This window comes from Streptomyces oceani, from assembly GCF_001751245.1.
In the GTDB taxonomy this organism is placed as follows: domain Bacteria; phylum Actinomycetota; class Actinomycetes; order Streptomycetales; family Streptomycetaceae; genus Streptomyces; species Streptomyces oceani.
Genome location: NZ_LJGU01000151.1, coordinates 60,102 through 84,396, shown reverse-complemented (window position 1 = coordinate 84,396; position 24,295 = coordinate 60,102). Strand labels below are relative to the sequence as shown.

The 24,295-nt window shown below is 70.2% G+C and carries 17 protein-coding genes and 1 pseudogene; 17 read left to right on the top strand and 1 reads right to left on the bottom strand.

Annotated elements, in window-relative coordinates:
* Window positions 1-64: 64 nt before the first annotated feature.
* From AN216_RS23565 to AN216_RS30920, 6 genes and pseudogenes are all read left to right on the top strand, one after another.
* The gene (locus AN216_RS23565; RefSeq protein WP_070198760.1) at window positions 65-1,210 is read left to right on the top strand and encodes a TadA family conjugal transfer-associated ATPase; all 1,146 of its coding nucleotides are present in this window, start codon (window positions 65-67) and stop codon (window positions 1,208-1,210) included.
* A complete protein-coding gene (locus tag AN216_RS23560) occupies window positions 1,207-2,136 on the top strand; it encodes a type II secretion system F family protein (RefSeq protein WP_244502624.1) in 930 nt (309 codons plus the stop codon). Before AN216_RS23565 ends, AN216_RS23560 begins: the two co-directional genes overlap by 4 nt.
* 2 nt (window positions 2,137-2,138) lie before the next feature.
* Entirely contained in the window at window positions 2,139-2,969 is an 831-nt protein-coding gene (locus AN216_RS23555; protein WP_079166912.1) for a type II secretion system F family protein, read from the top strand.
* Between the two features lie 81 nt (window positions 2,970-3,050).
* Window positions 3,051-3,266, top strand: coding sequence for a DUF4244 domain-containing protein (locus tag AN216_RS30750; RefSeq protein ID WP_079166920.1), 216 nt, complete (start codon window positions 3,051-3,053; stop codon window positions 3,264-3,266).
* 286 nt (window positions 3,267-3,552) lie between these two features.
* Window positions 3,553-3,876: a TadE family type IV pilus minor pilin gene (locus AN216_RS23550; RefSeq protein ID WP_244502622.1), complete on the top strand. Its 324-nt coding sequence runs from the start codon at window positions 3,553-3,555 to the stop codon at window positions 3,874-3,876.
* Window positions 3,873-4,211 (top strand): annotated as a pseudogene (locus tag AN216_RS30920) (Rv3654c family TadE-like protein); the annotation flags it as partial. The gene AN216_RS23550 and the pseudogene AN216_RS30920, both read left to right, overlap by 4 nt.
* Before the next feature lie 75 nt (window positions 4,212-4,286).
* On the opposite strand, the gene AN216_RS23545 reads toward AN216_RS30920, so the two are convergent.
* Window positions 4,287-6,632 carry a DEAD/DEAH box helicase gene (locus AN216_RS23545; RefSeq protein ID WP_070198727.1) on the bottom strand — a complete coding sequence of 782 codons (2,346 nt, stop codon included), beginning with the start codon at window positions 6,630-6,632 and terminating at the stop codon, window positions 4,287-4,289.
* A gap of 172 nt (window positions 6,633-6,804) precedes the next feature.
* On the opposite strand from AN216_RS23545, the gene bldG reads away from it, so the two are divergent.
* From bldG to AN216_RS23490, 11 genes are all read left to right on the top strand, one after another.
* Window positions 6,805-7,146 (top strand): anti-sigma factor antagonist BldG, encoded by a 342-nt coding sequence (gene bldG / locus AN216_RS23540; RefSeq protein WP_070198726.1) that lies wholly within the window; start codon window positions 6,805-6,807, stop codon window positions 7,144-7,146.
* Between the two features lie 139 nt (window positions 7,147-7,285).
* The gene (locus tag AN216_RS23535; protein WP_070198725.1) at window positions 7,286-7,729 is read left to right on the top strand and encodes an ATP-binding protein; all 444 of its coding nucleotides are present in this window, start codon (window positions 7,286-7,288) and stop codon (window positions 7,727-7,729) included.
* 226 nt (window positions 7,730-7,955) lie between these two features.
* Window positions 7,956-10,349: a sodium-translocating pyrophosphatase gene (locus tag AN216_RS23530; RefSeq protein ID WP_070198724.1), complete on the top strand. Its 2,394-nt coding sequence runs from the start codon at window positions 7,956-7,958 to the stop codon at window positions 10,347-10,349.
* 248 nt (window positions 10,350-10,597) lie between these two features.
* Window positions 10,598-11,167 (top strand): small secreted protein, encoded by a 570-nt coding sequence (locus AN216_RS23525; RefSeq protein WP_070198723.1) that lies wholly within the window; start codon window positions 10,598-10,600, stop codon window positions 11,165-11,167.
* 220 nt (window positions 11,168-11,387) lie between these two features.
* Window positions 11,388-12,989, top strand: a complete 1,602-nt coding sequence (locus tag AN216_RS23520) for a DUF7059 domain-containing protein (RefSeq protein WP_070198722.1) — start codon at window positions 11,388-11,390, stop codon at window positions 12,987-12,989.
* Between the two features lie 198 nt (window positions 12,990-13,187).
* Window positions 13,188-13,385 carry a hypothetical protein gene (locus tag AN216_RS23515; protein WP_070198721.1) on the top strand — a complete coding sequence of 66 codons (198 nt, stop codon included), beginning with the start codon at window positions 13,188-13,190 and terminating at the stop codon, window positions 13,383-13,385.
* 364 nt (window positions 13,386-13,749) lie between these two features.
* Complete coding sequence (locus AN216_RS23510) at window positions 13,750-14,535, top strand: class I SAM-dependent methyltransferase (RefSeq protein ID WP_079166910.1); 786 nt, start codon at window positions 13,750-13,752, stop codon at window positions 14,533-14,535.
* A gap of 207 nt (window positions 14,536-14,742) precedes the next feature.
* A complete protein-coding gene (gene topA, locus AN216_RS23505) occupies window positions 14,743-17,658 on the top strand; it encodes a type I DNA topoisomerase (RefSeq protein WP_070198720.1) in 2,916 nt (971 codons plus the stop codon).
* A gap of 177 nt (window positions 17,659-17,835) precedes the next feature.
* Window positions 17,836-21,012 (top strand): dTMP kinase, encoded by a 3,177-nt coding sequence (tmk, locus tag AN216_RS23500; protein ID WP_070198719.1) that lies wholly within the window; start codon window positions 17,836-17,838, stop codon window positions 21,010-21,012.
* A 185-nt stretch (window positions 21,013-21,197) separates the two neighbouring features.
* Window positions 21,198-22,535, top strand: a complete 1,338-nt coding sequence (locus tag AN216_RS23495) for a DNA polymerase III subunit delta' (protein ID WP_079166909.1) — start codon at window positions 21,198-21,200, stop codon at window positions 22,533-22,535.
* A gap of 64 nt (window positions 22,536-22,599) precedes the next feature.
* A complete protein-coding gene (locus tag AN216_RS23490; protein ID WP_070198718.1) occupies window positions 22,600-24,222 on the top strand; it encodes an alpha/beta hydrolase in 1,623 nt (540 codons plus the stop codon).
* The last annotated feature ends 73 nt before the right edge of the window (window positions 24,223-24,295 follow it).

Genomic DNA, 24,295 nt, shown 5'->3' with positions numbered 1-24,295 from the left:
CGCGCTCTCCTCTCCGTCGGTCGTGGAACCTCCCACCGGTGCGGATCCCGCCACCAGCAGGGCACTGCTTGACGCCGTGCGGCTGCGGCTCGCCGAAACGGACTCCGAACCCACGCCCGCGCACGTCGCGGCGGCCCTCAGAGCACAGGGACGGCTACTCGGAGACAGCACCATCCTGCGGGTGGTGGAAGCGCTGCGCTCGGAGATGGTCGGTGCCGGGCCTCTTGAGCCTCTCCTGGCAGACCCGGACGTGACGGACGTGCTCGTCACCCGGCCCGATCAGGTGTGGGTGGACCGGGGGAAGGGCCTGGAGCGGGCGGAGGTGAAGTTCCCCGACACCTCGTCCGTGCGCAAACTCGCACAACGCTTGGCCACGTCTGCGGGACGCCGGCTCGATGACGCCCGACCCTGGGTCGACGCCCGTCTACCCAGCGGTGCGCGCCTGCACGCGGTACTGCCGCCTGTGGCGGTCGGTTCGACCTGCCTCTCGTTGCGGGTCGTGCGGCCTCGGGCGTTCGGCCTTGCTGAGCTGATGGCGGTCGGCACCCTGCCGGCCGGTGGCGACCGACTGCTTCGGGCGATGCTGGACGCTCGGCTGTCCTTCCTGGTCAGCGGCGGCACGGGGGCGGGAAAGACCACCCTGTTGAGCAGCCTGCTCGGACTGGTTGGTGGGGGCGAACGGATCATTGTCGCAGAGGAGTCGGGGGAGCTGCGGCCCGACCACCCGCACGTGGTGCGCCTTGAGTGCCGACCGGAGAACCAGGAGGGTGTTGGCCGGGTTGATCTCCGCGACCTGGTGCGACAAGCGCTGCGGATGCGACCAGACCGCCTTGTGGTGGGAGAGGTGCGCGGCGCGGAAGTGACGGACCTCCTGCTCGCGCTGAACACCGGACATGAGGGCGGCGCGGGCACTGTCCATGCCAACGCCGCGGCTGACGTGCCGGCACGTCTGGAAGCGCTCGCGGCTACGGCTGGCCTGGATCGGGCGGCCCTGCACAGCCAGTTGGCTGCCGCGTTGGACGCGGTCGTGCACCTGGTGCGGGACCGTACGGGACGTCGACGGATCGCCGACATCCATGTTCTGGAGCGGGACCGGGCCGGACTGGTGACGACACTACCCGCGGCGTCCTGGAGCCAGCACGGTTTCGCTGAGGAAGCGGGACACGCACGGCTGGAGCGACTGTGCGCGCGAGCCGGAGGTGCCTGGTGAGCGCGGGAACGAGCGTGGTGTTCCTGGCCGCGACGCAGCTGCACGATCCGGAGACACTGCGGATGAGCCTGGCTACGGCCTGTGTGGGAACTGCCGTATGGCTGCTGACCGGGCCGGGAAGCCCGGCCAAACGTGCTCGACCGCTGTTGGCGGAAGGCATCGCCCACACTCCGCCGGGCAAGGGAGCGTTCGCGCGGGCACGGGAGTCGTGTCGCGGGGCGTTGCCGTCCGTGGCTCGGCGAGCGGGCCATGAGTGGTGGTGCGTGGTGGCTGGTGGGGCGGTCGGACTGGTTGGTCAGTCCGTGCTCCCCCTGGTCGCCGGAGCGCTGGCCGTTCCCCTGGTGCGCCGTCATCTCCGGACCCGCCGAGCTCGGCGTACGGCTGAGGAGCGACAGATCGCCGTCATCGACCTGTGCACGGGCGTGGCCGGCGAGCTACGTGCCGGCGCCCTTCCGGAACACGCGCTGCTCACCGCTGGGGTCGGCGGTCTCGGCACCCCGGGGACGATGGTGCTGGCCGCCGCACGACACGGCGGCGATGTGCCGGACGCGCTACGTGCTGCCGGAGGTCTGCCCGGTGCGGCGGGACTGCGCGGGGCTGCCGCCTGCTGGCAGGTGGCTACGGACAACGGAGCGGGGCTCGCCGATGCCCTGGACCGGGTCGCTGCCGCGTTGCGGGCTGAACGGGACCAGACCGAGGAGTTGCGAGCTCACCTGGCGGGTGCCAGATCCACCGCGATGCTGCTCGCGATGTTGCCCCTGTTCGGCATCCTCCTGGGCAGTGCCATGGGCGCCGAACCCTTGTGGGTGCTGTTGCATACCCCGGCTGGCCTGGCGCTCCTCACCGTGGGCGGATTCCTGGAGTGGGCCGGACTGACCTGGGTCGCCTGGATCGTGCGGCTGGCGGAAGGGAGCGGGTCGCCGTGAGCATGGACTTGTTCCCCAGGATGTGGATGATCGTGGCTCTGCTCCTCGCGATCGGCTGCTGCTCCAGCGCTCTGATGAGTCGTCGATACGAGCGCGCGTTGCGGTGCCGAACGGCGAAGCTCATCGACTCGCCGCACGGCATGAGTCGTGGTCCCGGAGGCGGGACCACCGGCAGCGCGGTACGACAGGCAGTCGTACGGATGCGTGGCGGCCTCCTGGCCCGGTGCGGCCGGAGTTGGAGAAGGGAGCCGGCGGCGGCTTTGACCTCGACGCTGCTGGGCTGGCTGATGGTGGGCGGGGCCGTCGGCTTGCTGGTCGGCGCGACCGGTGGAGGGGCGCTCTGCTGGTGGTTGCGCCGCCGCACCGAGGCGACACCGGCGGAGAGCGCGCAGGCTGACGCGGTGAACGAACAACTGCCGCTGGTGGCTGAACTGATGGCCGCCTGCCTCGCCGCTGGCTCGGCGCCCGAGCAGGCCGCCGGGGCGGTCGGCGGGTCGGTCGGTGGCCCGTTGGGCGACCAGTTGCGCCGGGTCGCGACAGAGCTGCGGCTGGGCGGGGAACCAGCGGTGGTCTGGGAGAGGTTCGGTTTCTCACCGGGCTGTGGCGCACTGGCCCGCTGCATGGAGCGGGCCGGCACGGCAGGAGTACCAGCAGTGGACTCCGTCACCCGACTCGCTGGCCGGACCAGGGCTGATCGCACGCGCGCCTCGTCCGCGCGTGCCCGCCGTGCCGCTGTCCGGGTGGCCGGTCCGCTGGGGTTCTGCTTCCTTCCCGCCTTCTTGGCCGTGGGGGTGGCACCCGTCGTGCTGGGGCTGACCAACTCGCTGCTCTGAGCGGCCGGGGACGAAACGCGTCGCGCCGCCATCACACGCCGGTTGGCGGGCCGGCACACGTACCTCACGAAGGGGAAGAGGATGACAGTTCACGTTCGCCGTGCGGTTTGGCTGTGCCGGGGCCGGATTCGACGGACTCGACTTGAAGCTGACCGGGGCATGAGCACAGCCGAGTACGCCGTCGGCACCCTGGCCGCCTGTGCCCTCGGCACCCTGCTGTACAAGCTGGTGACGAGCGATGTGATCCAGGGCGCGCTGCAGGAACTGCTCACGCAGGCGCTGCATGTCCCGGCGTGAGCCGCGGGGCTCGCTGGGTTCCGTGGCGGGTGACCTGCCTTGGTGGCCGATCTTGGCCCCCAGCGGCCCCTTCACCCGTACGGCATGCGACTCCGGCGCCGCTGGGGCGGTTTCCGGACGTTGCTGGTGGCCGGCACCATTCAAGGATCGCCAGCCGAGACCCCGGCCCTGTGCTGAGCTGCTCCGGTTCCTCGTAGCTGGTAGGAGGCGGACGGCTTTCCACGGTGCTCCGCGCACCAGCGGGAAGATTCGCGACGACTCCGGTTACGTCACGGCGGAGCTCGCGGTGGCGCTGTCCACCCTGGTGTTCGTGGTGGGCGTCCTCCTGTGGGGCATCGTGCTCGGGGCGACGCAGATCCAGTGTGTGGACGGCGCTCGGGTCGGTGCTCGTGCGGCGGCGCGAGGCGAGCCAACGGAGGCGGTGCGCGACGCGGTTCGGTCCGTGGCACCGGAGAACAGCGACATCGCAATCTCCACCGAGGGCAGGAGCGGGGCGAGAAAGGTCCGGGTCACCGTGCGAGCCGGCATGGACGGGCCCGGCCCGTTGACGCTGCCCCTGGAAGCGGAGGCTGTCGGGTTCCTGGAGCCGGGAGCGGGGGCCGATCCGTGAGTGACACACCGGCTGTCGCCCGGGCGCGGGACGATGACCAGGGCTCCGCCTCGGTGTGGGTCGCCTTCTGCGCCATGCTGCTGTGCCTCGCGTTCGCTCTGGTACTGGCTTTCGCCGAGGTCGTGGAGGCCCGGCAGCGGGCAGCCTCCGCCGCGGACCTCGCGGCGTTGGCGGCGGCCGGCCAGGCTCTACGAGGCGAGTCGGTGGCCTGCGCGATGGCCCGGGACATCGCGCGGGAACAGCAGGCTCGAGTGACCCGCTGTGCCGTCATCGGAGAGGTGGTTGACCTCTCCACGAGCGTGCGAACCGGCCCCTACACGGCGCGTGCCCGCTCGCGGGCCGGCCCGGTCGATGCCCAGGCGGGGGCCGGAGATGAGCGGCAACTACCGCCGTGGGGCCGAACGGTGACGTCAGGGGCGGCCGGAGAGGAACTGGGCAAGCAGCCGGATCGCGCCTGCCTTGTGCAACGGGTCGTTGCCGTTACCGCACTTGGGCGACTGAATGCACGACGGGCAGCCGGCTTCGCACTCGCACGAGGTGATCGCCTCCCGAGTGGCCGTCAGCCACTCGGGAGCGGTGTGGAAACCGCGTTCGGCGAATCCGGCTCCGCCCGGGTGACCGTCGTAGACGAAGACCGTGGGCAGTTGGGTGTCGCCGTGGCTGGGAAAGGAGACGCCACCGATGTCCCAGCGGTCGCAGGTGGCGAACAACGGCAGCAGGCCGATGGAGGCGTGCTCGGCGGCGTGCAGCGCTCCGGGCAGTGTCTCCGGTCCGATCCCGGCGAGATCGAGCTGCTCCTCGGTCACTGTCCACCACACGGCGCGGGTGCGCAGAGTGCGCGGCGGCAGGTCCAGCTTGGACTCTCCGAGGACCTCGCCGGTGATGAGCTTGCGCCGGAGATAGGAGACGACCTGTTGGGTGACCTCGACGGAGCCGAAGTGCAAGCAGCCCTCGGACCAGGCGACCTGGGTTTCGGTCTCCAGGATGGTCACGGACGTGGTGTCGCGGGCCATCGTGGTCCAGGGCGGACTGGACTCCTCGACCAGGGCGACGGCGTCCTCGAGGTCCAGGTGCCGTACGACATAGGTCCGGCCTTGGTGGAGGTGGACGGCACCGTCGTGGACGGTGGTGTGCGCCGCCCCGGCGTCGACGGTGCCCAGCAGCCGCCCCGTGGCAGTCTCGACCACCTGTACGGGCCGTCCGCCGCCGCCGCGGATGTCCGTGAGGTCGGCGGCACGTTCCCTCTTGGTCCAGTACCAGGACACCCCTCTACGCCGCAACAGTCCGCGCGTCGTCAGCTGATCCGTCAGCTTCCCGTACTCCGGTCCGAAGAGGTGGGCATCGGCCCCCGTCAGGGGAATCTCGGAGGCCGCGGCGCACAGGTGCGGCGCGAGCACGTAGGGATTGTCGGGATCGAGGACAGTCGATTCGACCGGATGACGGAAGACCGACTCGGGGTGGTGCACCAGATACGTGTCCAGTGGGTCGTCCCGGGCGATCAGCACCGCCAGCGCGCCCTGACCAGTGCGGCCGGCACGTCCGGCCTGCTGCCACAGGGAGGCTCGAGTGCCTGGATAGCCCGTGATGAGGACAGCGTCCAGACCGGAGATGTCGATGCCGAGTTCGAGCGCGTTGGTCGCGGCGAGCCCGAGAAGTTCCCCGGAGTGCAGGGCCCGTTCCAGTCCACGGCGCTCCTCGGGGAGGTAGCCGCCCCGGTAGGCCGCGATCCGGGCGGGTAGCGTGCGGTCGATCTGTGTGAGCCTTTCCTGAGCGATCACCGAAACCAGTTCGGCCCCGCGTCGGGAACGCACGAACGCGACGGTCCGCGTGCCCTGCACAGCCAGGTCGGCGAGCAACTCGGCGGTTTCCGCGGTGGCGGTGCGCCGTACGGGGGCGCCATGTTCTCCCTCCATCTCGGTGAGCGGGGGCTCCCACAGAGCGAAGACCAGTTCGCCGCGTGGGGAGGCGTCGTCGGTGACGGCGGTGACCGGTACGCCCGTAAGTCGGCTGGCCGAGCTTGCCGGGTCCGCCGCGGTGGCGGAGGCGAGCAGGAACACCGGCTCCGAGCCGTAGTGCGCGCACAGGCGCCGCAAACGGCGGAGGACCTGTGCCACGTGCGAGCCGAAGATTCCGCGGTAGGTGTGGCACTCGTCGACGACGACGTAGCGCAGCGCGCGAAGGAAGGAGGACCAGCGGGAGTGCGCTGGCAGCAGACCGCGATGGAGCATGTCCGGGTTCGTGAGCACGTAGTTGCCGAAGAGCCGAATCCAGTCGCGTTCCTCGGTTGGGGTGTCTCCGTCGAAGGCCGCGGCTCGTACGGCGTCGCCCAGCGGGGCCGCGAGGGTGCTGACCGAGCGGCGCTGGTCCGCTGCCAGGGCTTTCGTCGGGGTCAGGTAAAGGGCACAGGTGCCGCGACCGTTGGGCGCTTCGGCACCGTCTACCAGGGTGCTCAGTACGGGCGCGAGATACGCCAGCGACTTCCCGGAGGCGGTTCCGGTGGCCACCACCGTGGAGACACCGCGCAGTGCCTGATCCGCGACCTGAGACTGGTGGGCCCACGGCTGTTGGATGCCGGCAGCCTGGAAGGCCGCGATCACTTCCGGCCGGATCGGTTCAGGCCAGGCCGCATGGCGACCGGAGCGTGCGGGGACGTACTCCGTGTGGGTGATGCGCGCAGCTCGGTCCGGAGTGGCGGCGAGACGTTCGAGCACTGTCGAGGGCTCGTGGGTGTTGGCCATCGCCGTCGAGTTTGTCATCGCCGCGAACGACAATCGTCGGAAGGCGTCGTGCACGCCTGCCGGTAAGTGATTGAATGCTTCTGCGGCTGCCGATCCGTCCCCTGCCGTTGCCCCGCGTGGGTGACCAACGAGGCGCCCCAGCTGGGGTACTCCGGGGCGGGCCGCTCGATAGCAAGGTGCTGGAGGATCCGTGGACCTGTCCCTGTCGACCCGTACTGTTGGCGATCGCACGATCGTCGAGGTCGGTGGCGAGATTGATGTATACACCGCGCCCAAGTTGCGCGAGCAGCTCGTCGAGCTTGTGAACGACGGCAGTTACCACCTGGTCGTGGACATGGAAGGTGTCGACTTCCTGGACTCCACCGGTCTCGGTGTGCTCGTCGGTGGTCTCAAGCGTGTGCGGGCCCATGAGGGGTCCCTGCGTCTGGTCTGCAACCAGGAGCGCATCCTCAAGATCTTCCGTATCACCGGCCTGACCAAGGTGTTCCCGATCCACAGCTCGGTGGACGACGCCGTCTCGGCCACCGACTGACGGCTTACCGCTCCCACCCCCCGTGGGGTGGCGCGGGCCGGCGGTGGCCGGTCCGCTGGTCGACTGTGGCCGCCGCTGACCCGGTGGCTCGTGACCGTGTACGCATAGCTGTAACACCGCCCGTAGACAAGGGGATGGCATGGCCACCGTGGAGCTCCGTTTCAGCGCGCTTCCCGAGCACGTACGGACAGCGCGGCTGGTGGCTGCCGCGGTGGCTCGCCGAGCCGGGGTCGACGAGTCCGTGCTGGACGAGGTGCGACTGGCTGTCGGGGAGGCGTGTACCCGGGCCGTGGGTCTCCATATCAGCAACGGCGTTGGAAGTCCCGTACGGGTGGCCCTGATCGAGGACGAGAAGGTCTTCTCCATCGAGGTGGGTGACGAGGCCCCGGGGGCGAACGGCGCACTGGTGCCGGGCGCTCGTGACGAGCTCCCGGAGCCGGCCGCCGAGGACGACGAGGCCGAGGGCGAGATGGGTCTCGCCGTGATCAGCGGGCTGGTCGATGATGTCGAGATCACGGCTGACGGTCAGGGCGGAATCATCCGTATGAGCTGGCCCGCGACGCCGACTCCGTCCGTCCCGTAATAGATCAATTAAAGATCATTAATTGCCGCGGTCAATTCGGCCGCTTCCCTCTAAAGAGGGAATTATTCCGGTGCAGTCCATTCGATCTTCGCTGTCTGGCGGGCGAATTGGCTGATGCCGCACTCTGTGCTGATCCAGTGGTGCTCCCTAGAATCCGTCCACATCTTGCAGCAGGACGCCTGAGCGTGCTTGCGCGCGCCCATGTGCCAAACGTCAAGGAGGACGAATGGCGGGGCAACTCAGCCCACTTCAGCTTCAGCAGCACCACCATCTCGCTGAAGCCGCACTGACGAGCGGCAACCGCGGTCTTGTCATCGTGATCGCGGTTGTCGCCCTCGCGGCTCTCGGTCTCGGATTGGTGCTGGTGCGACAAGTACTCGCGGCCGACGAGGGCACAGAGAGCATGAAGAAGATCGCGGCGGCTGTGCAGGAAGGCGCCAACGCCTACCTGGCACGGCAATTGCGCACGCTCGGCGTATTCGCCGTGGCGGTCTTCTTCCTGCTCTTCCTCCTGCCGGCCGATGATATGACCCAGCGCCTTGGTCGATCATTGTTCTTCCTGGTCGGCGCTGCTTTCTCGGCGGCCACTGGCTATATCGGCATGTGGCTGGCGGTGCGCAGTAATGTGCGTGTGGCGGCAGCGGCGCGTGCGGCGACAGTGGATGCGGAAAGGGAGCCGGCCGCGGATCTCAAAACCGTGGCTCACGCGGCAACAAAGATCGCTTTTCGCACCGGTGGCGTCGTCGGAATGCTCACGGTCGGGCTCGGCCTCTTCGGCGCCGCTGTCGTCGTGTTGGTGTACGCGAACGACGCTCCCAAGGTGCTCGAGGGTTTCGGCCTCGGCGCGGCGTTGATCGCGATGTTCATGCGAGTCGGCGGCGGCATCTTCACCAAGGCCGCCGACGTCGGTGCCGACCTCGTCGGCAAGGTCGAACAGGGCATCCCCGAGGACGACCCGCGCAACGCCGCCACCATCGCCGACAACGTCGGCGACAACGTCGGCGACTGCGCCGGCATGGCAGCCGACCTGTTCGAGTCGTACGCGGTGACCCTGGTCGCGGCGCTCATCCTCGGTACGGCGGTGTTCGGGGACGCCGGCTTGGCCTTCCCGCTGGTCGTCCCAGCGATCGGAGTGATCACCGCGATGATCGGTGTCTTCGCCGTCGCGCCCCGCAGCTCGGACCGGAGCGGCATGACCGCCATCAACCGCGGCTTCTTCATCTCCGCGGTGATCTCGCTGGTGTTGGTCGCCGTCGCGGCCTTCAGCTACCTCCCCGCCAGCTACGCGGATCTGGCGAACGTACCGGCGGCGATCCAGTCGCATGACGGCAACCCGCAGGTGCTCGCCGTGACCGCCGTCGCCATCGGTATCGTGCTGGCAGCGTTGATCCAGCAACTGACCGGCTACTTCACGGAGACCACCCGCAAACCCGTCCGGGACGTCGGCCAGACCTCGCTGACCGGCCCCGCCACGGTGGTGCTCTCCGGCTTCTCTCTTGGCCTGGAGTCCGCCGTCTACACGGCCCTCCTGATCGGGCTCAGCGTCTACGGCGCCTTCCTCCTCGGAGGCGGCACCCTGATGTTGGCCCTGTTCGCCGTCGCTTTGGCGGGCACCGGACTCCTGACGACGGTCGGGGTGATCGTGGCCATGGACACCTTCGGGCCGGTGTCCGACAACGCCCAGGGCATCGCCGAGATGTCCGGTGACGTGGACGGTCAGGGCGCCCAGGTGCTCACGGACCTCGACGCGGTCGGCAACACCACCAAGGCCATCACCAAGGGCATCGCGATCGCGACGGCCGTGCTGGCGGCGGCGGCGCTGTTCGGCTCGTACCGGATCGAACTCGCCAAGGCCCTCGGCGAGGCGGGCGAAGGTGCCGCGGAGATGCTGGAAGTGCTCGACATCGCACAGCCCAGCACGCTAGTCGGGCTGATGCTGGGAGCGAGTGTCGTCTTCCTGTTCTCGGGGTTGGCGATCAACGCGGTGTCCCGGTCCGCCGGTGCCGTGGTGTTCGAAGTACGCCGGCAGTTCCGGGAGAAGCCCGGGATCATGGACCACACCGAGAAACCGGAGTACGGCCGGGTGGTGGACATCTGTACGAAGGACGCGCTGAGGGAGTTGACGACACCGGGACTGCTCGCGGTCTTCGCGCCGATCTGCGTCGGTTTCACCTTCGGGGTCGGCGCGCTCGCCGCGTTCCTCGCCGGAGCGATCGGGGCGGGCACGCTGATGGCCGTGTTCCTCGCCAACTCCGGGGGAGCGTGGGACAACGCGAAGAAGATGGTCGAGGACGGCCACCACGGCGGCAAGGGCAGCGAGGCGCACGAGGCCACGGTGATCGGTGACACCGTCGGTGACCCCTTCAAGGACACCGCAGGCCCGGCCATCAACCCACTGTTGAAGGTGATGAACCTGGTCGCGCTGCTCATCGCACCCGCCGTCGTGCAGTTCAGTTACGGCGATGACAAGAGTGCCGGGGTACGGGCGGCGGTCGCGGTGATTTCCGGCGCGATCATCGTCGGTGCCGTCTACGTGTCCAAGCGCCGTGGTATCGCGGTGAGTGAGGAAGGCAACACCGAACGGGTCACGCAGTCCGGCGAACCAGTCGCGGCCTCCTAGCCGCAACTCGCGCGGTGGGCGGCGCTGACCTGCCGTAACACCGGGGCGGGCGGGGCGTACTGGCGCCGTGCCCGCCCCCACGCACGTCCTCCCGCCCGCATGAGAGTGGAGTTGAAGCGCTGTGTGACGGGAACCGAAGTGTGCTGCAATCGGCTCAACCGAGGACAGAACTGTCGTCCGACTCCTCGTCGGTGGCTGCCCGGCGTGTATGTTCCGGGCCGGAAGAGCCATGGAAAGGGACCGATCCGGTGAAGAAGAAGCTCACGGCCGCGCTGTCCGGCAGCGCGGTGCTCGTACTGGCGCTGACGGGCTGCGGCAGTGACGACGGCAGCGAGGAGACGGACAAGTGGGCCAAAGAGGTCTGTGACCAGGTGAAGCCCCAGGTGAAGAAGATCCAGAAGGCCAACACCTCCATCAACGAGGCTTCGCAACAGCAGAAGTCACCCGAAGAGGTGCAGAAGACCGACTCCGCCGCCTTCCAGGACATCTCGGATGCCTACAAGTCCCTCGCGAACGCGGTCAAGAGGGCCGGGGAGCCACCGGTGGACGACGGCGCCAAGCTGCGCAAGAACGCCGTCGGCGAACTCAACGGCCTGTCCAAGGAGTACGGGAAGCTGAAGACGGCCGTCGACGAGTTGGACACCAAGGACCAGTCGGAGTTCGCCTCCGGGCTCAAGGACGTGGCGACCAAGCTCGGCCAGCTCGGGAAGAGCGGCGACAAGTCGCTGCAGAAGCTGCAGTCGGGCGAGTTGGGCGAGGCGATGGCCGATCAGCCGGGCTGTAAGCGTGCGTCTCCGGGAGAGACGACGGACGCGTAGCGCGCTGGCGTCGGGGTGTCGTCCGCGATCGCTGTCGCGGGACGCGGGCGACGGCCGCCGTCAGCCGCGACTCTTCGGCCCCGAGGCTCTTCGAGTGGGGGACGACCGACGGGCACGGACGGCGGTACGCCGGCGGGAGGTTGTCCTGTTCGAGTGAGCACGGCGCTCTCCTGGCGCGGCCTCCAGCCGTGCGGCACCCGTACGTCAAGATGGTGCGGTGATGCTCCCGCTCCCCGAACCCACGCCCGATGCCACCGCCCGGCTCCGGTCGGCGCTGCTCGCCGCTCGCTACACCGCTGACGGCCTCCTGGAGTTGCTCGGCGCCACGGCGTACGCGGCGCTCGGCCGCGGTGAGACCGTGCCCGCTCTACGAGCGACTCGGACGGGCGGCCCGCTGGCCACGCTCGTCCGGCTCTTCCTGCTACGGCAGACCGTCGACCTCGCCGAGGCGCGAGCGGCGCTGCCGGTGGACGAGGCGTTGGCCGGCGGTTGGCTGGTCACCGCGGAGTCGGCGCACCCGTCGTCCGAGCCGGGGGCGTCCGCGGCCGCCGTACGAGCCGCCGTCGACGTCCGGCCGTACGGCGGGCCGGATGGCGACGACTGGTGGATCGTCTCCGACCTCGGCTGCTCGGTCGGTGGCGCCGGGGGCCTGACTCCCTCGACGGAGGCCGGTCCGGACGGGGACCAGCACGACTCGCCGCAAGGCCCGGACCGGTCCGAGCTCGTGCTCGGCGTGGGTGGCGCCGCCACCACCCTGGCCGGGATCACGGTACGTACGCCCGCTGCCCGGGCTCTGGACCTCGGAACCGGTTCCGGTATCCAGGCACTGCACGCCGCTCAGCACGCCACCCACGTCACCGCCACCGACGTCAATCCGCGTGCGCTGCGCTTCGCCTGGCTGACCCTGGCACTGTCCGGGGCTCCCGAACCGGAGCTCCGGGAGGGCTCGCTCTTCGAGGCCGTCGCGGACGACGGGCCGTACGACCTCATCGTCTCCAATCCGCCCTTCGTGATCTCGCCCGCCGCCCTCGGCGACCGCCTCAGCTACCGGGACGGCGGCATGCGCGGCGACGAGCTGTGCCGCAGGATCGTGCGGCAGGCCTCCGACCACCTGGCCGAGGGCGGCTACTGCCAGCTGCTCGCCAACTGGGAGCACCAGGAGGGGGAGGACTGGCGGGAACGGGTCGCCGGATGGGTGCCCTCCGGCTGTGACGCGTGGATCGTGCAGCGCGAGGTGCAGGACGTCACGCAGTACGCCGAGCTGTGGCTGCGTGACGCCGGTGACCACCTGCGGGACCCCGCGGAGTACGCGCGACGGTACGGCGCCTGGTTGGACGAGTTCGAGGCGCGCGGCACGAAGGCCGTGGGCTTCGGCTGGATCATCCTGCGTGCTACCGACGCCGAGCACCCCTCCATCACCGTGGAGGAATGGCCCCACCCGGTTGAGCAGCCGCTCGGCGAGGTCGTACGCGCCCACTTCGACCGGCAGGACTTCCTTCGGAGTACGGATGACGCCGCGCTGCTGACCTGGCACTTCCAGTTGAGTCCCGAGGTGGTCCAGGAACAGGTGGGGCTGCCGGGAGCCGAGGACCCGGAGCATGTGGTGCTGCGGCAGCACCGCGGGATGCGCCGAGCCAGCAAGGTGGACACCGTGGGAGCGGGCTTCGCGGGAGTGTGTGACGGCTCGCTGCCGGCGGGGCGGATTCTGGACGCTATCGCCCAACTGCTGGGGGAGGACTCGGTGCAGCTGCGGGACCGTACGCCGGAGGCGATCCGGCTGCTGGTCGAGCAGGGCTTCCTGATCCCGGTGCCGGTCTCCTAGGGTCCTGGCCGGTCAGCCGGTCAGCCGGTCAGCCGGTCAGCCGGTCAGCCGGTCAGCCGGTCAGCCGGTCAGCCGGGCAGCCGGGCGCCGGGCAGCCGGTTCGCCGGTCAACCAGTCGCACGCCACGTTCACCCGGATTTCGTACGCGGGCCCGGCGCGCGTCCCGGCGCGGTGGGTCCCCGCTGTCACCGTGCTGGCATGACGAGTGGACCCACGCTGCTGGGCGGTTCGTCCTTCGCGCTGTTCGGCGTGGGACTGCTGCTGTGGACGGTGACCAGGCTGTGGCAGCGCCTGCCGGTCGCGGCAGGCGTGCCGCAGGTCACCGCGGCCACCCTGGCCGGATGTGTCGGCGTGCTCTCGGCCGCCGTCGGGGGTTGGCTGCTGTTGTCCGGCTGACAGCGGTGGCTGGAGCTGCGGGCTCCGGGCTCCGATCTCGTGACTCCGGGCTGTGGGATCGGCCGCTGACCGTCGCCGCAGGCGGGCTGCTCGCGTCGGGTTGCCGGGGTGGAGCCGGTCCCGGGCCGGGCATCCCGTGCTACGGTTCCCCGGCTCGTACGCCGAGAGCGTGCGGGAGCGCGCACGCCCTACGACACGTGGTCCACGGCGCGCCCGGATCATACGGACACGGAGGAAGCGGAGGTGAGAGCGATGTGCCCGATGGCGACAGCTGCCCTGGGTGGCACAGGAGTCGTTCTCATCTCCCGGGCTGTGCTCTGACGCGTACGGCGCTGACACGGCCCCCGACACCACGGGAATTCCGTTGTCCGACATCTTCAGTGACCCCGACGTCCTCGAGGCGTCCCTGACCATCCACCGTGACCTGCCCCGGCAAGGGCCAGGCTCGGACGCGACGACCCGCGCGCTGTTCGCGCTCGCCGGCCCGCTGCCACCGTCGCCCCGAGTCCTGGACCTGGGCTGCGGGCCCGGTCGGGCCGCGTTGCTGCTGGCCGAGGAGGCGGGGGCGGAGGTCACGGCCGTCGACCTGTACGAACCCTTCCTGATCCAGCTGCGGCAGGAAGCGGAACGTCGCGGGCTCGCGGACCGCATCCATGCCGCGCCCCTCGACTTCGCGAGCCTGCCGTATCCGGCCGGCTCGTTCGACCTGGTGTGGGCCGAGGGCTCGGTCTACAACCTCGGTTTCGCCACCGGCCTGCGCATCTGGCGGCGACTGCTCGCACCAGGCGGCACGCTGATGGTCAGCGAGTGTGAGTGGCTGGTTCCGGAGCCATCCGCTCCGGCCCGCGCCTACTGGGACGCGCTCTATCCGCTCAGCTCCCCCGCGGCGAACATCGACACCGCGGTGCACGCCGGCTACACGGTGATCGCCAGCCGTACCCAGCCGGACAGTGACTGGTTCGAGGAGTACTACACCCCACTCCTCGAACGGATGGCCGGGCTCGACCCGGATCTTCCGGGCATGCGGGCGGCCATGGATCTCCAGCACCGCGAGATCGACCTGCGACGTTCGTACGGCACGGAATACGGCTACACGGGCTACGTGTTGCGGCCACAGGCGGAGTCCGCGAAGCCTGCGGGGCCCCGCTGACGAGCTTGGCGGAGTGCGGGCGCCAGTGCCCGACTGGACGTAGCCTGCTGTGTACGACCCGCGCCGCGGGGCCGGTGTACCGTACCGCGAGAAAGCGCATCGGATTACCGTTCGAGTGGCGTTGTGGATATTTCCCGTTTGACATGGAGGCGGGGGGTAGCGTCACACTCCGCAGCGTTGCCCAGCCGACCGGAGAGAAGAGCGAACTTGTCCCCGACCAGCGAGACCGCGGACGGCGGTCGCCGACTCGTGATCGTGGAGTCGCCAGCCAAGGCCAACACGATCAAGGGCTATCTGGGCCCCGGTTACGTAGTCGAGGCCAGCGTGGGGCATATCCGCGATCTTCCGAACGGCGCCGCAGAGGTCCCCGCCAAGTACAAGGGTGAGCCCTGGGCGCGTCTCGGGGTGAACGTCGATCACGACTTCGAGCCGCTCTACGTCGTCAACAGCGACAAGAAGGACCAGGTCAAGAAGCTCAAGTCGCTGCTCGCGGAGTCCGACGAGCTGCTGCTGGCCACGGATGAGGACCGTGAGGGCGAGGCCATCGCCTGGCACCTCCGGGAAGTGCTCAAGCCCAAGGTGCCGGTCCGCCGGATGGTCTTCCACGAGATCACCAAGGACGCCATCCGGGAAGCTGTCAACAACCCGCGGGACCTGAACCAGAAGCTCGTCGACGCCCAGGAGACCCGCCGCATCCTCGACCGGCTGTACGGCTACGAGGTCTCCCCGGTGCTGTGGAAGAAGGTCATGCCGCGCCTCTCGGCCGGCCGGGTCCAGTCCGTCGCCACCAGGCTGGTGGTCGAGCGGGAGCGCGAGCGCATGGCGTTCCGCAGCGCGGAGTACTGGGACCTCACCGGGGCGTTCGCCACCGGCCGAGCCGGCGACACCTCGGACCCGGGCACCTTCGGCGCACGGCTGACCACCGTCGACGGGCGACGCGTCGCGCAGGGCCGTGACTTCGGCTCGGACGGCGTGCTCAAAAGCGCCAGCGCGGACGCCCAGGTGCTGCACCTGGACGAGGCGACGGCCCGGTCACTCGCCGAAGGGCTGGCGGACGCCTCCTTCACGGTGCGTGCGGTCGAGTCCAAGCCGTACCGCCGCTCGCCGTACGCCCCGTTCCGTACGACCACGCTGCAGCAGGAGGCCAGCCGTAAGCTCGGCTTCGGCGCGAAGGTGACCATGCAGGTGGCGCAGAAGCTGTACGAGAACGGCTTCATCACCTACATGCGCACGGACTCCACGACCCTCTCGGACACGGCCATCGCCGCGGCCCGCTCGCAGGTCAGCCAGCTCTACGGAGCCGACTATCTGCCGGAGCGCCCGCGGACGTACAACTCCAAGGTCAAGAACGCCCAGGAGGCGCACGAGGCGATCCGCCCCTCCGGGGACCGCTTCCGCACGCCCGCCGAGACAGGACTGACGGGTGAGCGGTTCAAGCTCTACGAGCTGATCTGGAAGCGCACCGTCGCCTCCCAGATGAAGGACGCGACCGGCCAGTCGGTGACCGTCCGGGTCGGTGGGCGCAGCGCGGACGGCCGTGACGCCGAGTTCAGCGCCACCGGCAAGGTCATCAGCTTCCACGGTTTCCTCAAGGCGTACGTCGAAGGCGCCGACGACCCCAACGCCGAATTGGACGATCGGGAGCGGCGGCTGCCCCAGGTGTCCGAGGGCGACACGCTGACCGCGGACGAGCTGACCGTGGACGGGCACGCGACCAAGCCGCCCGCGCGATACACCGAGGCGACCCTGGTCAAGGAGCTGGAAGAGCGGGAGATCGGCCGGCCGTCGACCTACGCCTCGATCATCAGCACGATTCTGGACCGGCGCTACGTCTTCAAGAAGGGCACCGCCCTGGTGCCCTCCTTCCTGTCCTTCGCCGTCACCGGGCTGCTGGAGAAGCACTTCGGACGGCTGGTGGACTACGACTTCACGGCCAAGATGGAGGACGATCTCGACCAGATCGCCACCGGCGACGCCGAGTCCGTGCCCTGGCTGCGGCGCTTCTACTTCGGGGAGGGCGAGTCGAGCGGTGCCGCCGCCGACTCCGGCAACGGCGACGGTGACCACCTGGGCGGTCTGAAGGAACTGGTCTCCGACCTGGGGGCGATCGACGCGCGGGGTATCTCCTCGTTCCCGTTGGGTGAGGGCATCACGCTCCGGGTCGGACGTTATGGACCGTACGTGGAGAAGTCCGCGGAAGATCCGGAGGAGCCAGGCAAGCGGGCCGACGTGCCGGACGACCTGCCACCGGACGAGCTGACTCCGGCGTACGCGGAGGAGCTCCTGGCCAAGCCCAGCGGCGACTTCGAGCTGGGCACCGACCCGGAGACGGGCCGGCCGGTGGTGGCGAAGGACGGACGGTACGGCCCGTACGTCACCGAGGTGCTGCCGGAGGGCACGCCGAAGACCGGCAAGAACGCCGTCAAGCCGCGCACGGCCTCGCTGTTCACGTCGATGACGCTGGACACCGTGACGCTCGCGGACGCGCTGCGGTTGTTGTCGCAGCCCCGTGTGGTGGGCACGGACCCGGAGTCGGGCCACGACATCACCGCGCAGAACGGTCGTTACGGCCCCTACCTCAAGAAGGGGACCGACTCCCGCTCGCTCGAGAGGGAGGAGCAGATCTTCAGCGTCACCCTGGAGGAGGCGCTGGCGCTCTACGCCCAGCCGAAGCAGCGTGGGCGCGCGGCGGCCAAGCCTCCGCTCAAGGAGTTGGGCACGGACCCGGAGACCCAGAAGCCGGTGGTCGTGAAGGACGGCCGGTTCGGTCCGTACGTCACGGATGGCGAGACGAACGCGACCCTGCGAAGGGACGACGAGGTCGAGACGATCTCGGCGGAGCGCGGTTTCGAACTGCTCGCGGACAAGCGGGCGAAGGGGCCGGTCAAGAAGAAGGCCACAAGCAAGAAGTCCACGACGAAGTCGGCCGCGAAGAAGACCGCGGCGAAGAAGACGACGGCGAAGAAGACGACGGCGAAGACGACCGCGAAGAAGGCCACGGGCAAGAAGGCCGCGTCGAAGACCACCACGAAGGACACGGGTAAGACGGCGGCCAAGAAGACCGCCTCCACGAAGGCGCCGGCGGAGTCCGAGGATGCCGCCACGGGTCCGCCGGGGGAGTAGCGCTCTTCGCGGAGCGCGACGCAACGCGCTACCCGCCCGTGTGACCTGGCGTTTCCGTCGGTCGTACGAGCGTGGTGCGCCGGTCGGGGAGCCGGCGGCACCACCGTCGACCGTCTCCGCCGCCCAAATGTTCGGGCGGGGCCGCGTACTGTCCGTGGCTCCCTATACGCTGGCAGGATGAGCAGCGGAGCAGAGCAGCAGCCAGGCGGGGACCCGGGAGGGCCCGTCGCAGACGACGCACTCGCCGCGGAGTCCCGCGCGGGCGCCGTGCGGGCACTACTGCGGCACGCTCCTGTGCGGCGGTTGTGGGGCGCCCAGTTCACCAGCGGCATCGGCGATGTCCTCACCGTGTTCGTGTTCCTGCTGCTGACCGCGCAGGCGGTGGTGGGCACGACGCGGTCCGGGGCCGACCCGGCCTTCGGCTCCGGGTATCAGGGGGTGGCCTTCGCCATCGCCACCGTGTTCGGCGTGCGGCTGCTGGCGACGGTGCTGTTCGGCGCTGTGCTCCTCGGCCCGCTCTCCGCACTTACCGCGCCGGCGGGCGCCTTGGACCGCCGCTGGACCATGATCGTCGCGGACGGGTTGCGGGTCGTCGCGATGATCATCGCGCCGCTGTGGATCGACTGGACCCCGGACAATGCCGTCGCCGCGCTGTTGACGACCGTGTTCCTCGCCGGTGTCGCCGAGCGCTTCCACACGGTGGCGAAGGACAGTGCCGCGCCGGCGTTGCTGCCGGCGCCGCCCCCGGAGGGCTCCGCTATCCGCCCGCTCCCGGACCAGCAGGACGCGTTGCGCCGGCTGTGGGCACGTTCCGGTTTCCTCGCCGTGCCGCTCGCCGCCGCGGGGCTTGTCGGGATCACCCTGCTCAGCAACGTTCTGGGCGGACTCGGTCTCGACTGGTTCCACGAGCACCAGGCGGCGCTCGGCTCGTACCTCGCCGCCGGTCTCTTCGCCGGCGCGCTGTCCGTGCTGTACTTCCTGGAGTTTCCCGACACCGAGACGCCACGTCCCCGTTCGCCCCTGGAGGGGCTGCGGCGCCCCAAGACCGGTGACCTGCCGGACAAGGGGCGTACGGGCGCCATCCCCCTCCTGGTGCTGGCCATCGCCGCGACGGCTGCCGCGATCGGCGCCAGCGTCGCGCTCGCGGTGTTGCAGGCAGCGGACCTCGGGGGCGGACCGGTGGGCTTCGGCCTGATCACCCTGACCCTCACGGGTGGCGTCGTCGGTGGCATCCGGCTCGCCCCGCACACCCTTCCGACGCTCCCCCGCCGGCGGCTGCTCCCCCTCGCCATCGCCCTCACCGGGGTCGCGCTGTTGGTCGCCGGACTCACCACGGACATGGCGACGGTGCTGCTGCTGACCACCGTCGCCGGTCTCGCGGCCGGCATCGCGGCGCACACCGGGCACGCCCTGCTCGACCAGGAGACCGAGGACTCCCGCCGCGTCCGTACGACCGAGCACCTGCACGCGGTCGTGCGTCTCGCGTTGGGGCTGTGCGTCCTGGCGGCGCCCGTGCTGGCGGGGCTCATCGGGCTGCAGCGTATGGAAAGCGGCTCGTTCGTCTTCGAACACGGCGGCGCCGCCTTCGTGTTGATGCTGGTGGGCGCGTTGCTGCTGCCCGTCGCGGCGCTGCTGCTGGGCCGCGTCGACGACCGACAGGGCGTGCCGTTGCGTCGGGACCTGCGCGAGGCGCTGAGTGGGGGGAGTCCAGCACAGGCGCCGGCGGACAACGGCTTCTTCATCGCTGTCGAGGGCGGCGACGGCGCGGGCAAGTCGACCCAGACCGAGGCGCTCGCCGAGTGGATTCGCAACAAGGGCCACGAGGTCGTGACGACCCGGGAGCCCGGCGCCACCGCCATCGGCAAGCGACTCCGCTCCATCCTCCTGGACGTCTCGTCGGCTGGCCTGTCCGACCGTGCGGAGGCCCTGCTGTACGCCGCCGACCGCGCCGAGCACATCGACTCCGTGGTGCGTCCCGCGCTGGCGCGAGGTGCCGTCGTCATCTCCGACCGGTACATCGACTCCTCGGTCGCGTACCAGGGCGCCGGGCGTGAGTTGTCGCCGACCGAGGTCGCCCGAATCTCCCGCTGGGCCACGGACGGGCTCGTCCCGCACCTCACCGTGCTGCTGGACGTCTCACCCGAGACGGCGCGGGAGCGGTTCACCGAGGCGCCGGACCGGCTGGAGTCCGAGTCCGGGGCCTTCCACCAGCGTGTGCGTGCCGGGTTTCTGACCCTCGCCGCGGCCGACCCCACCCGCTATCTGGTCGTCGACGCGGGGCAGGAGGCCGAGGAGGTCACCACACTCGTCCGGCACCGGCTCGACCAACTGCTGCCGCTCTCCGAGGCGGAGATCAAGGCCCGCGAGGAAGCCCGTAAGGCGGCCGAGGAGGAGGCGCGCAGGAAGGCCGAGGAGGAAGCCGCCCGCAAGGCCGAGGAGGAGCGCGTAGAGCGCGAACGGCAGGAGCGGCTCGAACGGTTGCGTGTCGAGGAGGAGGAGCGCCAGCGCCGTGAGGCCGAGTTGGCTCGGCAGCGCGAGGAGGCCCGCCGCGCGGAGGAAGCGCGCAAGCGCGCCGAGGAGGAGCGTCGTCGCGCGGAGGAGGAGCGGCAGCGCCGTGAGGCCGAGGAGGAGCGCCGCCGCGCGGAGGACGAGCAGCGGCAGCGGCAGGCGGAGGAGGAAACCCGGCTCCGGGCACAGGCCGAGGAGCGGCGTCGGGAGAAGCAGCGTAAGGCCGAGGAAGCGCTCTTGCTGGCCGAACGGCACCGTACCGGCGGTGGCGACGGGACGGGCGGCGACACCGGATCCGCGGGCCGTACCACCACTGGCGAGGACGAGGCGGACACCGCGCAGCTCCCCGTCGTCGGCGACGTACGCCCCGGGCAGTCGCTGGACGACAGCTCGCAGACCATCCCGATCCCGAAGGTGGAGGCGTCGGGTCAGCCAGCGGGGCGGACGGGCGGCACGCGCGAGGCCGACACCCAGGGTGCCTCAGCGCCCTCGGGCGCTTCGGATATCCCGGATAACGAGGAGACCACGCAGCTTCCCCAGTTCGACGACTCCGCCACCGGGGCGGAGGACGAGACGACGGTCATGCCGGCCGTACGCCCCGAGAGCTCCGCGGAGGAGGAAGTGGAGCGTACACGGGAGTTGCCACAGCAGGAGCCACCCGCTTCCGGCGCGGTCGACTCCACGAGCGGGTCCTCGGACAGCGGGCCAGTCCAGCGGGCCCGCCCGGCGTGGGCGGAGGAGACACCCCTGGATGACGCCCCCACGCTCGCGGATGAACTCCTCGGCACGTCGCCCGAGGGCGATGAGACCCGGCAGGGCCGTGGCGGGGAGAACCGCCGCGGCTGAGCCCCGTCTATACGGGACAGGTGGCTGGCCACGAGCGGAGAACTCCGCGGGACGGCGTGCTGGGTCGACGGGGCGTTGCGACGGCGGGGTGCCGGAGTGGAGCGAGCGGGACCGCGCGGGAGTGTCAGTGGTGTCCCGCAGAATGAGCGGGGTGAGGCGTGCGACGCTGAGGAGCCAGGAGGGCCATGAGCGCGTGGGATGACCTGGTCGGCCAGGACCGGGTGAGCGGTCAGTTGCGGGCCGCGGCGCGGGACGCCGACGCGTACGTCACCGCGGCGGCCGAGCGCGGTACGGACCGCGCTCCGACGGACGGCACCGCCCCCGCACGTGGCGGCCCTGATTCGGGCAGCCCGGACTCCACGGGCGTGGGGGCCGATGAACCGGGTTCCCGAGGGCCTGGTCCCGAGGAACCGGGCGGGCCCGTCGCCTCGCGTGGTTCGGCGATGACGCACGCCTGGCTGTTCATCGGGCCGCCCGGCTCGGGCCGAGCCACCGCTGCCCGCGCCTTCGCCGCCGCACTCCAGTGCGTCAGCCCGGATCGTGCCCTCGGCGGTCAGCCCGGCTGCGGCTTCTGCGAGGGCTGCCACACGACCCTGGTGGGCACTCACGCGGACGTCGAGATCGTGCGTACGGACCTGCTCAGCATCGGCGTGAAGGAGACTCGTGAGCTGGTCCGACGGGCCCAGATGTCGCCGGCCGGCGGCCGATGGCAGGTCATCGTCCTGGAGGACGCCGACCGGTTGACCGAGAGCGCGGGAAACGTCCTGCTGAAGGCGGTGGAGGAGCCCGCACCGCGCACCGTGTGGCTGTTGTGCGCCCCTTCCACCGAGGACGTGCTGCCCACCATCCGCTCCCGCTGCCGCACCCTCGCACTCCGTACTCCGCCCGTGGACGCGGTCGCGGACGCCCTGGTGCGCCGGGACGGCGTGGAGCCGGCCGCCGCGGCGACAGCCGCCCGAGCCACCCAGGGACACATCGACCGGGCCCGCCGGCTGGCCACCGACGAGCGGGCACGCGCTCGGCGTACGGCCGTGCTGCGGCTGCCCACCCGGGTGACGGACGTGGGGGACGCGCTGCGAGCCGCTCAGGAGTTGATCGACGCGGCCGCCGAGGACGCCAAACAGCAGGGCGAGGAGCGCGACGAGCGGGAGACGGAGGAACTCCGCGCCGCGCTGGGCGCGACCGAGGGCAAGCGCCTGCCACGCGGCACCGCCGGCGTGATGAAGGACCTGGAGGATCGGCAGAAGAGACGCGCCACCCGCGCCCAGCGGGACTCACTGGACCTGGCGCTCACCGACCTGACCGCGTTCTACCGAGACGTGCTCGCCCGGCAGTTGGGCTCGACCGTCGCGATGGCGAACGAGGACGTGCGGGAGTCCGTGGAACGCCTCGCGGGCAGCTCCGCACCCGAGCACACCCTCCGGCGCATCGAGGCGGTGCTCGACTGTCGCGGCGCGCTCGACCGTAACGTCGCTCCGCTGCTCGCCGTCGAGGCGATGGCGATGTCGCTGCGGGCCGGGTGAGGGTCGAGGCGGCTACGCTCCTGGGATCGTCGTATCGCTGTCGTATCGCTGGGGATGAGTGTCTATGCGCACCAGGCGTCCGCTCCGCACCGCGTCGGCCCTCCTGGTCGCCGCCGTGCTGTTGGTGTCCGGCTGTTCCTCCGGAGGCGAGGGCGACGAGGACGGTACGGAGACCAGCGACAGCGCCGTCCCCAGCCCCACCCGATCGCCGGGGGGTGACGCCGAGCCCCTGAAGGCGCTGCCCACCAAGATCCCGTCCGAGTTGCGGCCGTACTACGAGCAGCGCCTGGAGTGGAGCGAGTGCGACGTCATCGGCTTCGAGTGCGCCAAACTCCGGGTGCCGCTCGACTATGACGACCCGCGGGAAGGCGAGGAGTTGCGACTCGCCGTCTCCCGCAAGAAGTCCTCCGGCTCCGGAAAGGACAAGCGGATCGGCTCGCTGCTGGTGAACCCGGGTGGTCCGGGCGGCTCAGCGATCAAGTTCCTACAGGAGGCCGCGGCCGTCAGCTTCCCCCCGCAATTGCGCGAGCGCTACGACATGGTCGGCATGGACCCGCGCGGGGTGGGCCGTAGCGAGCCGGTGGAATGCCTCTCCGACCGGGAGATGGACGAGTACGTCCGTACCGACCAGACGCCGGACGACTCGAAGGAGGTCGACCAGCTCGTCGAGGCGTACAAGGGCTTCGCCAAGGGGTGTGAGCAGCGCTCCAGCGGCCTGCTCGGGCATGTCTCCACCGTCGATTCGGCGCGGGACATGGACGTGTTGCGGGCCGTCCTCGGCGACGAGAAGCTGCACTACTACGGCGCCTCCTACGGCACCTTCCTCGGCTCCACCTACGCCGGGCTGTACCCGCAGCGCGTCGGCCGCCTCGTACTGGACGCCGCGATGGACCCCTCGCTCACCTCGCGGGAGGTCAACGTGCAGCAGGCGGGGGGCTTCGCCACCGCGTTCAAGGCGTTCGCCAAGGACTGCGTGGGGCAGTCCGACTGTCCACTGGGTGACGAGGGAGTCAAGGATGCCGGGAAGAAGCTTCGGGCCTTCTTCGAGAAGCTGGACAGGAAGCCGATGAAGACCGGCACCGACCGCACCCTCACCGAGTCGATGGCCACCACCGGCGTGATCCAGGCGATGTACAGCGAGCAGCTCTGGCCACAGCTGCGTCAGGCGCTGACCGCCGGGATGAAGAAGGGCAAGGGCGGGGAACTGCTGGCGCTCGCTGACCAGTACTACGAGCGGGACACGGACGGTTCGTACGCCAACATCATGTTCGCGAACCCGGCGGTGAACTGCCTGGACCTGCCGCCCGCGTTCGACGGGCCGAAGGAGGCGAGGAAGGCCGTCGACGACTTCGAGGAGACGTCACCCGTATTCGGCCGAGGCTTCGCCTGGTCGGCGCTGAACTGCACGTACTGGCAGCAGGACGCGACCGGCGAGCCGCACAGCATCGCGGCGAAGGGCTCCGAGCCCGTCGTGGTGATCGGCACCACTCGGGACCCGGCCACTCCGTACGCCTGGGCACAGGGCCTTGCCGGACAGTTGTCGAAGGGGCGGCTGCTCACGTATGAGGCTGACGGGCATAGCGCCTTCCTGCGGGGCAGCCGGTGCGTCGACGAGAGCGTGCTGGCGTACCTGCTGAAGGGGAAGGCGCCCAAGGACGGCAAGCGCTGCAGCCCGGGCATGACGTGAGCGGCTGACGGGCGTACGTCCCGGGGCCTGCCGTAGGGACGAACCTGGTCGGGGGCAGCGGTGGAAAGCCTGT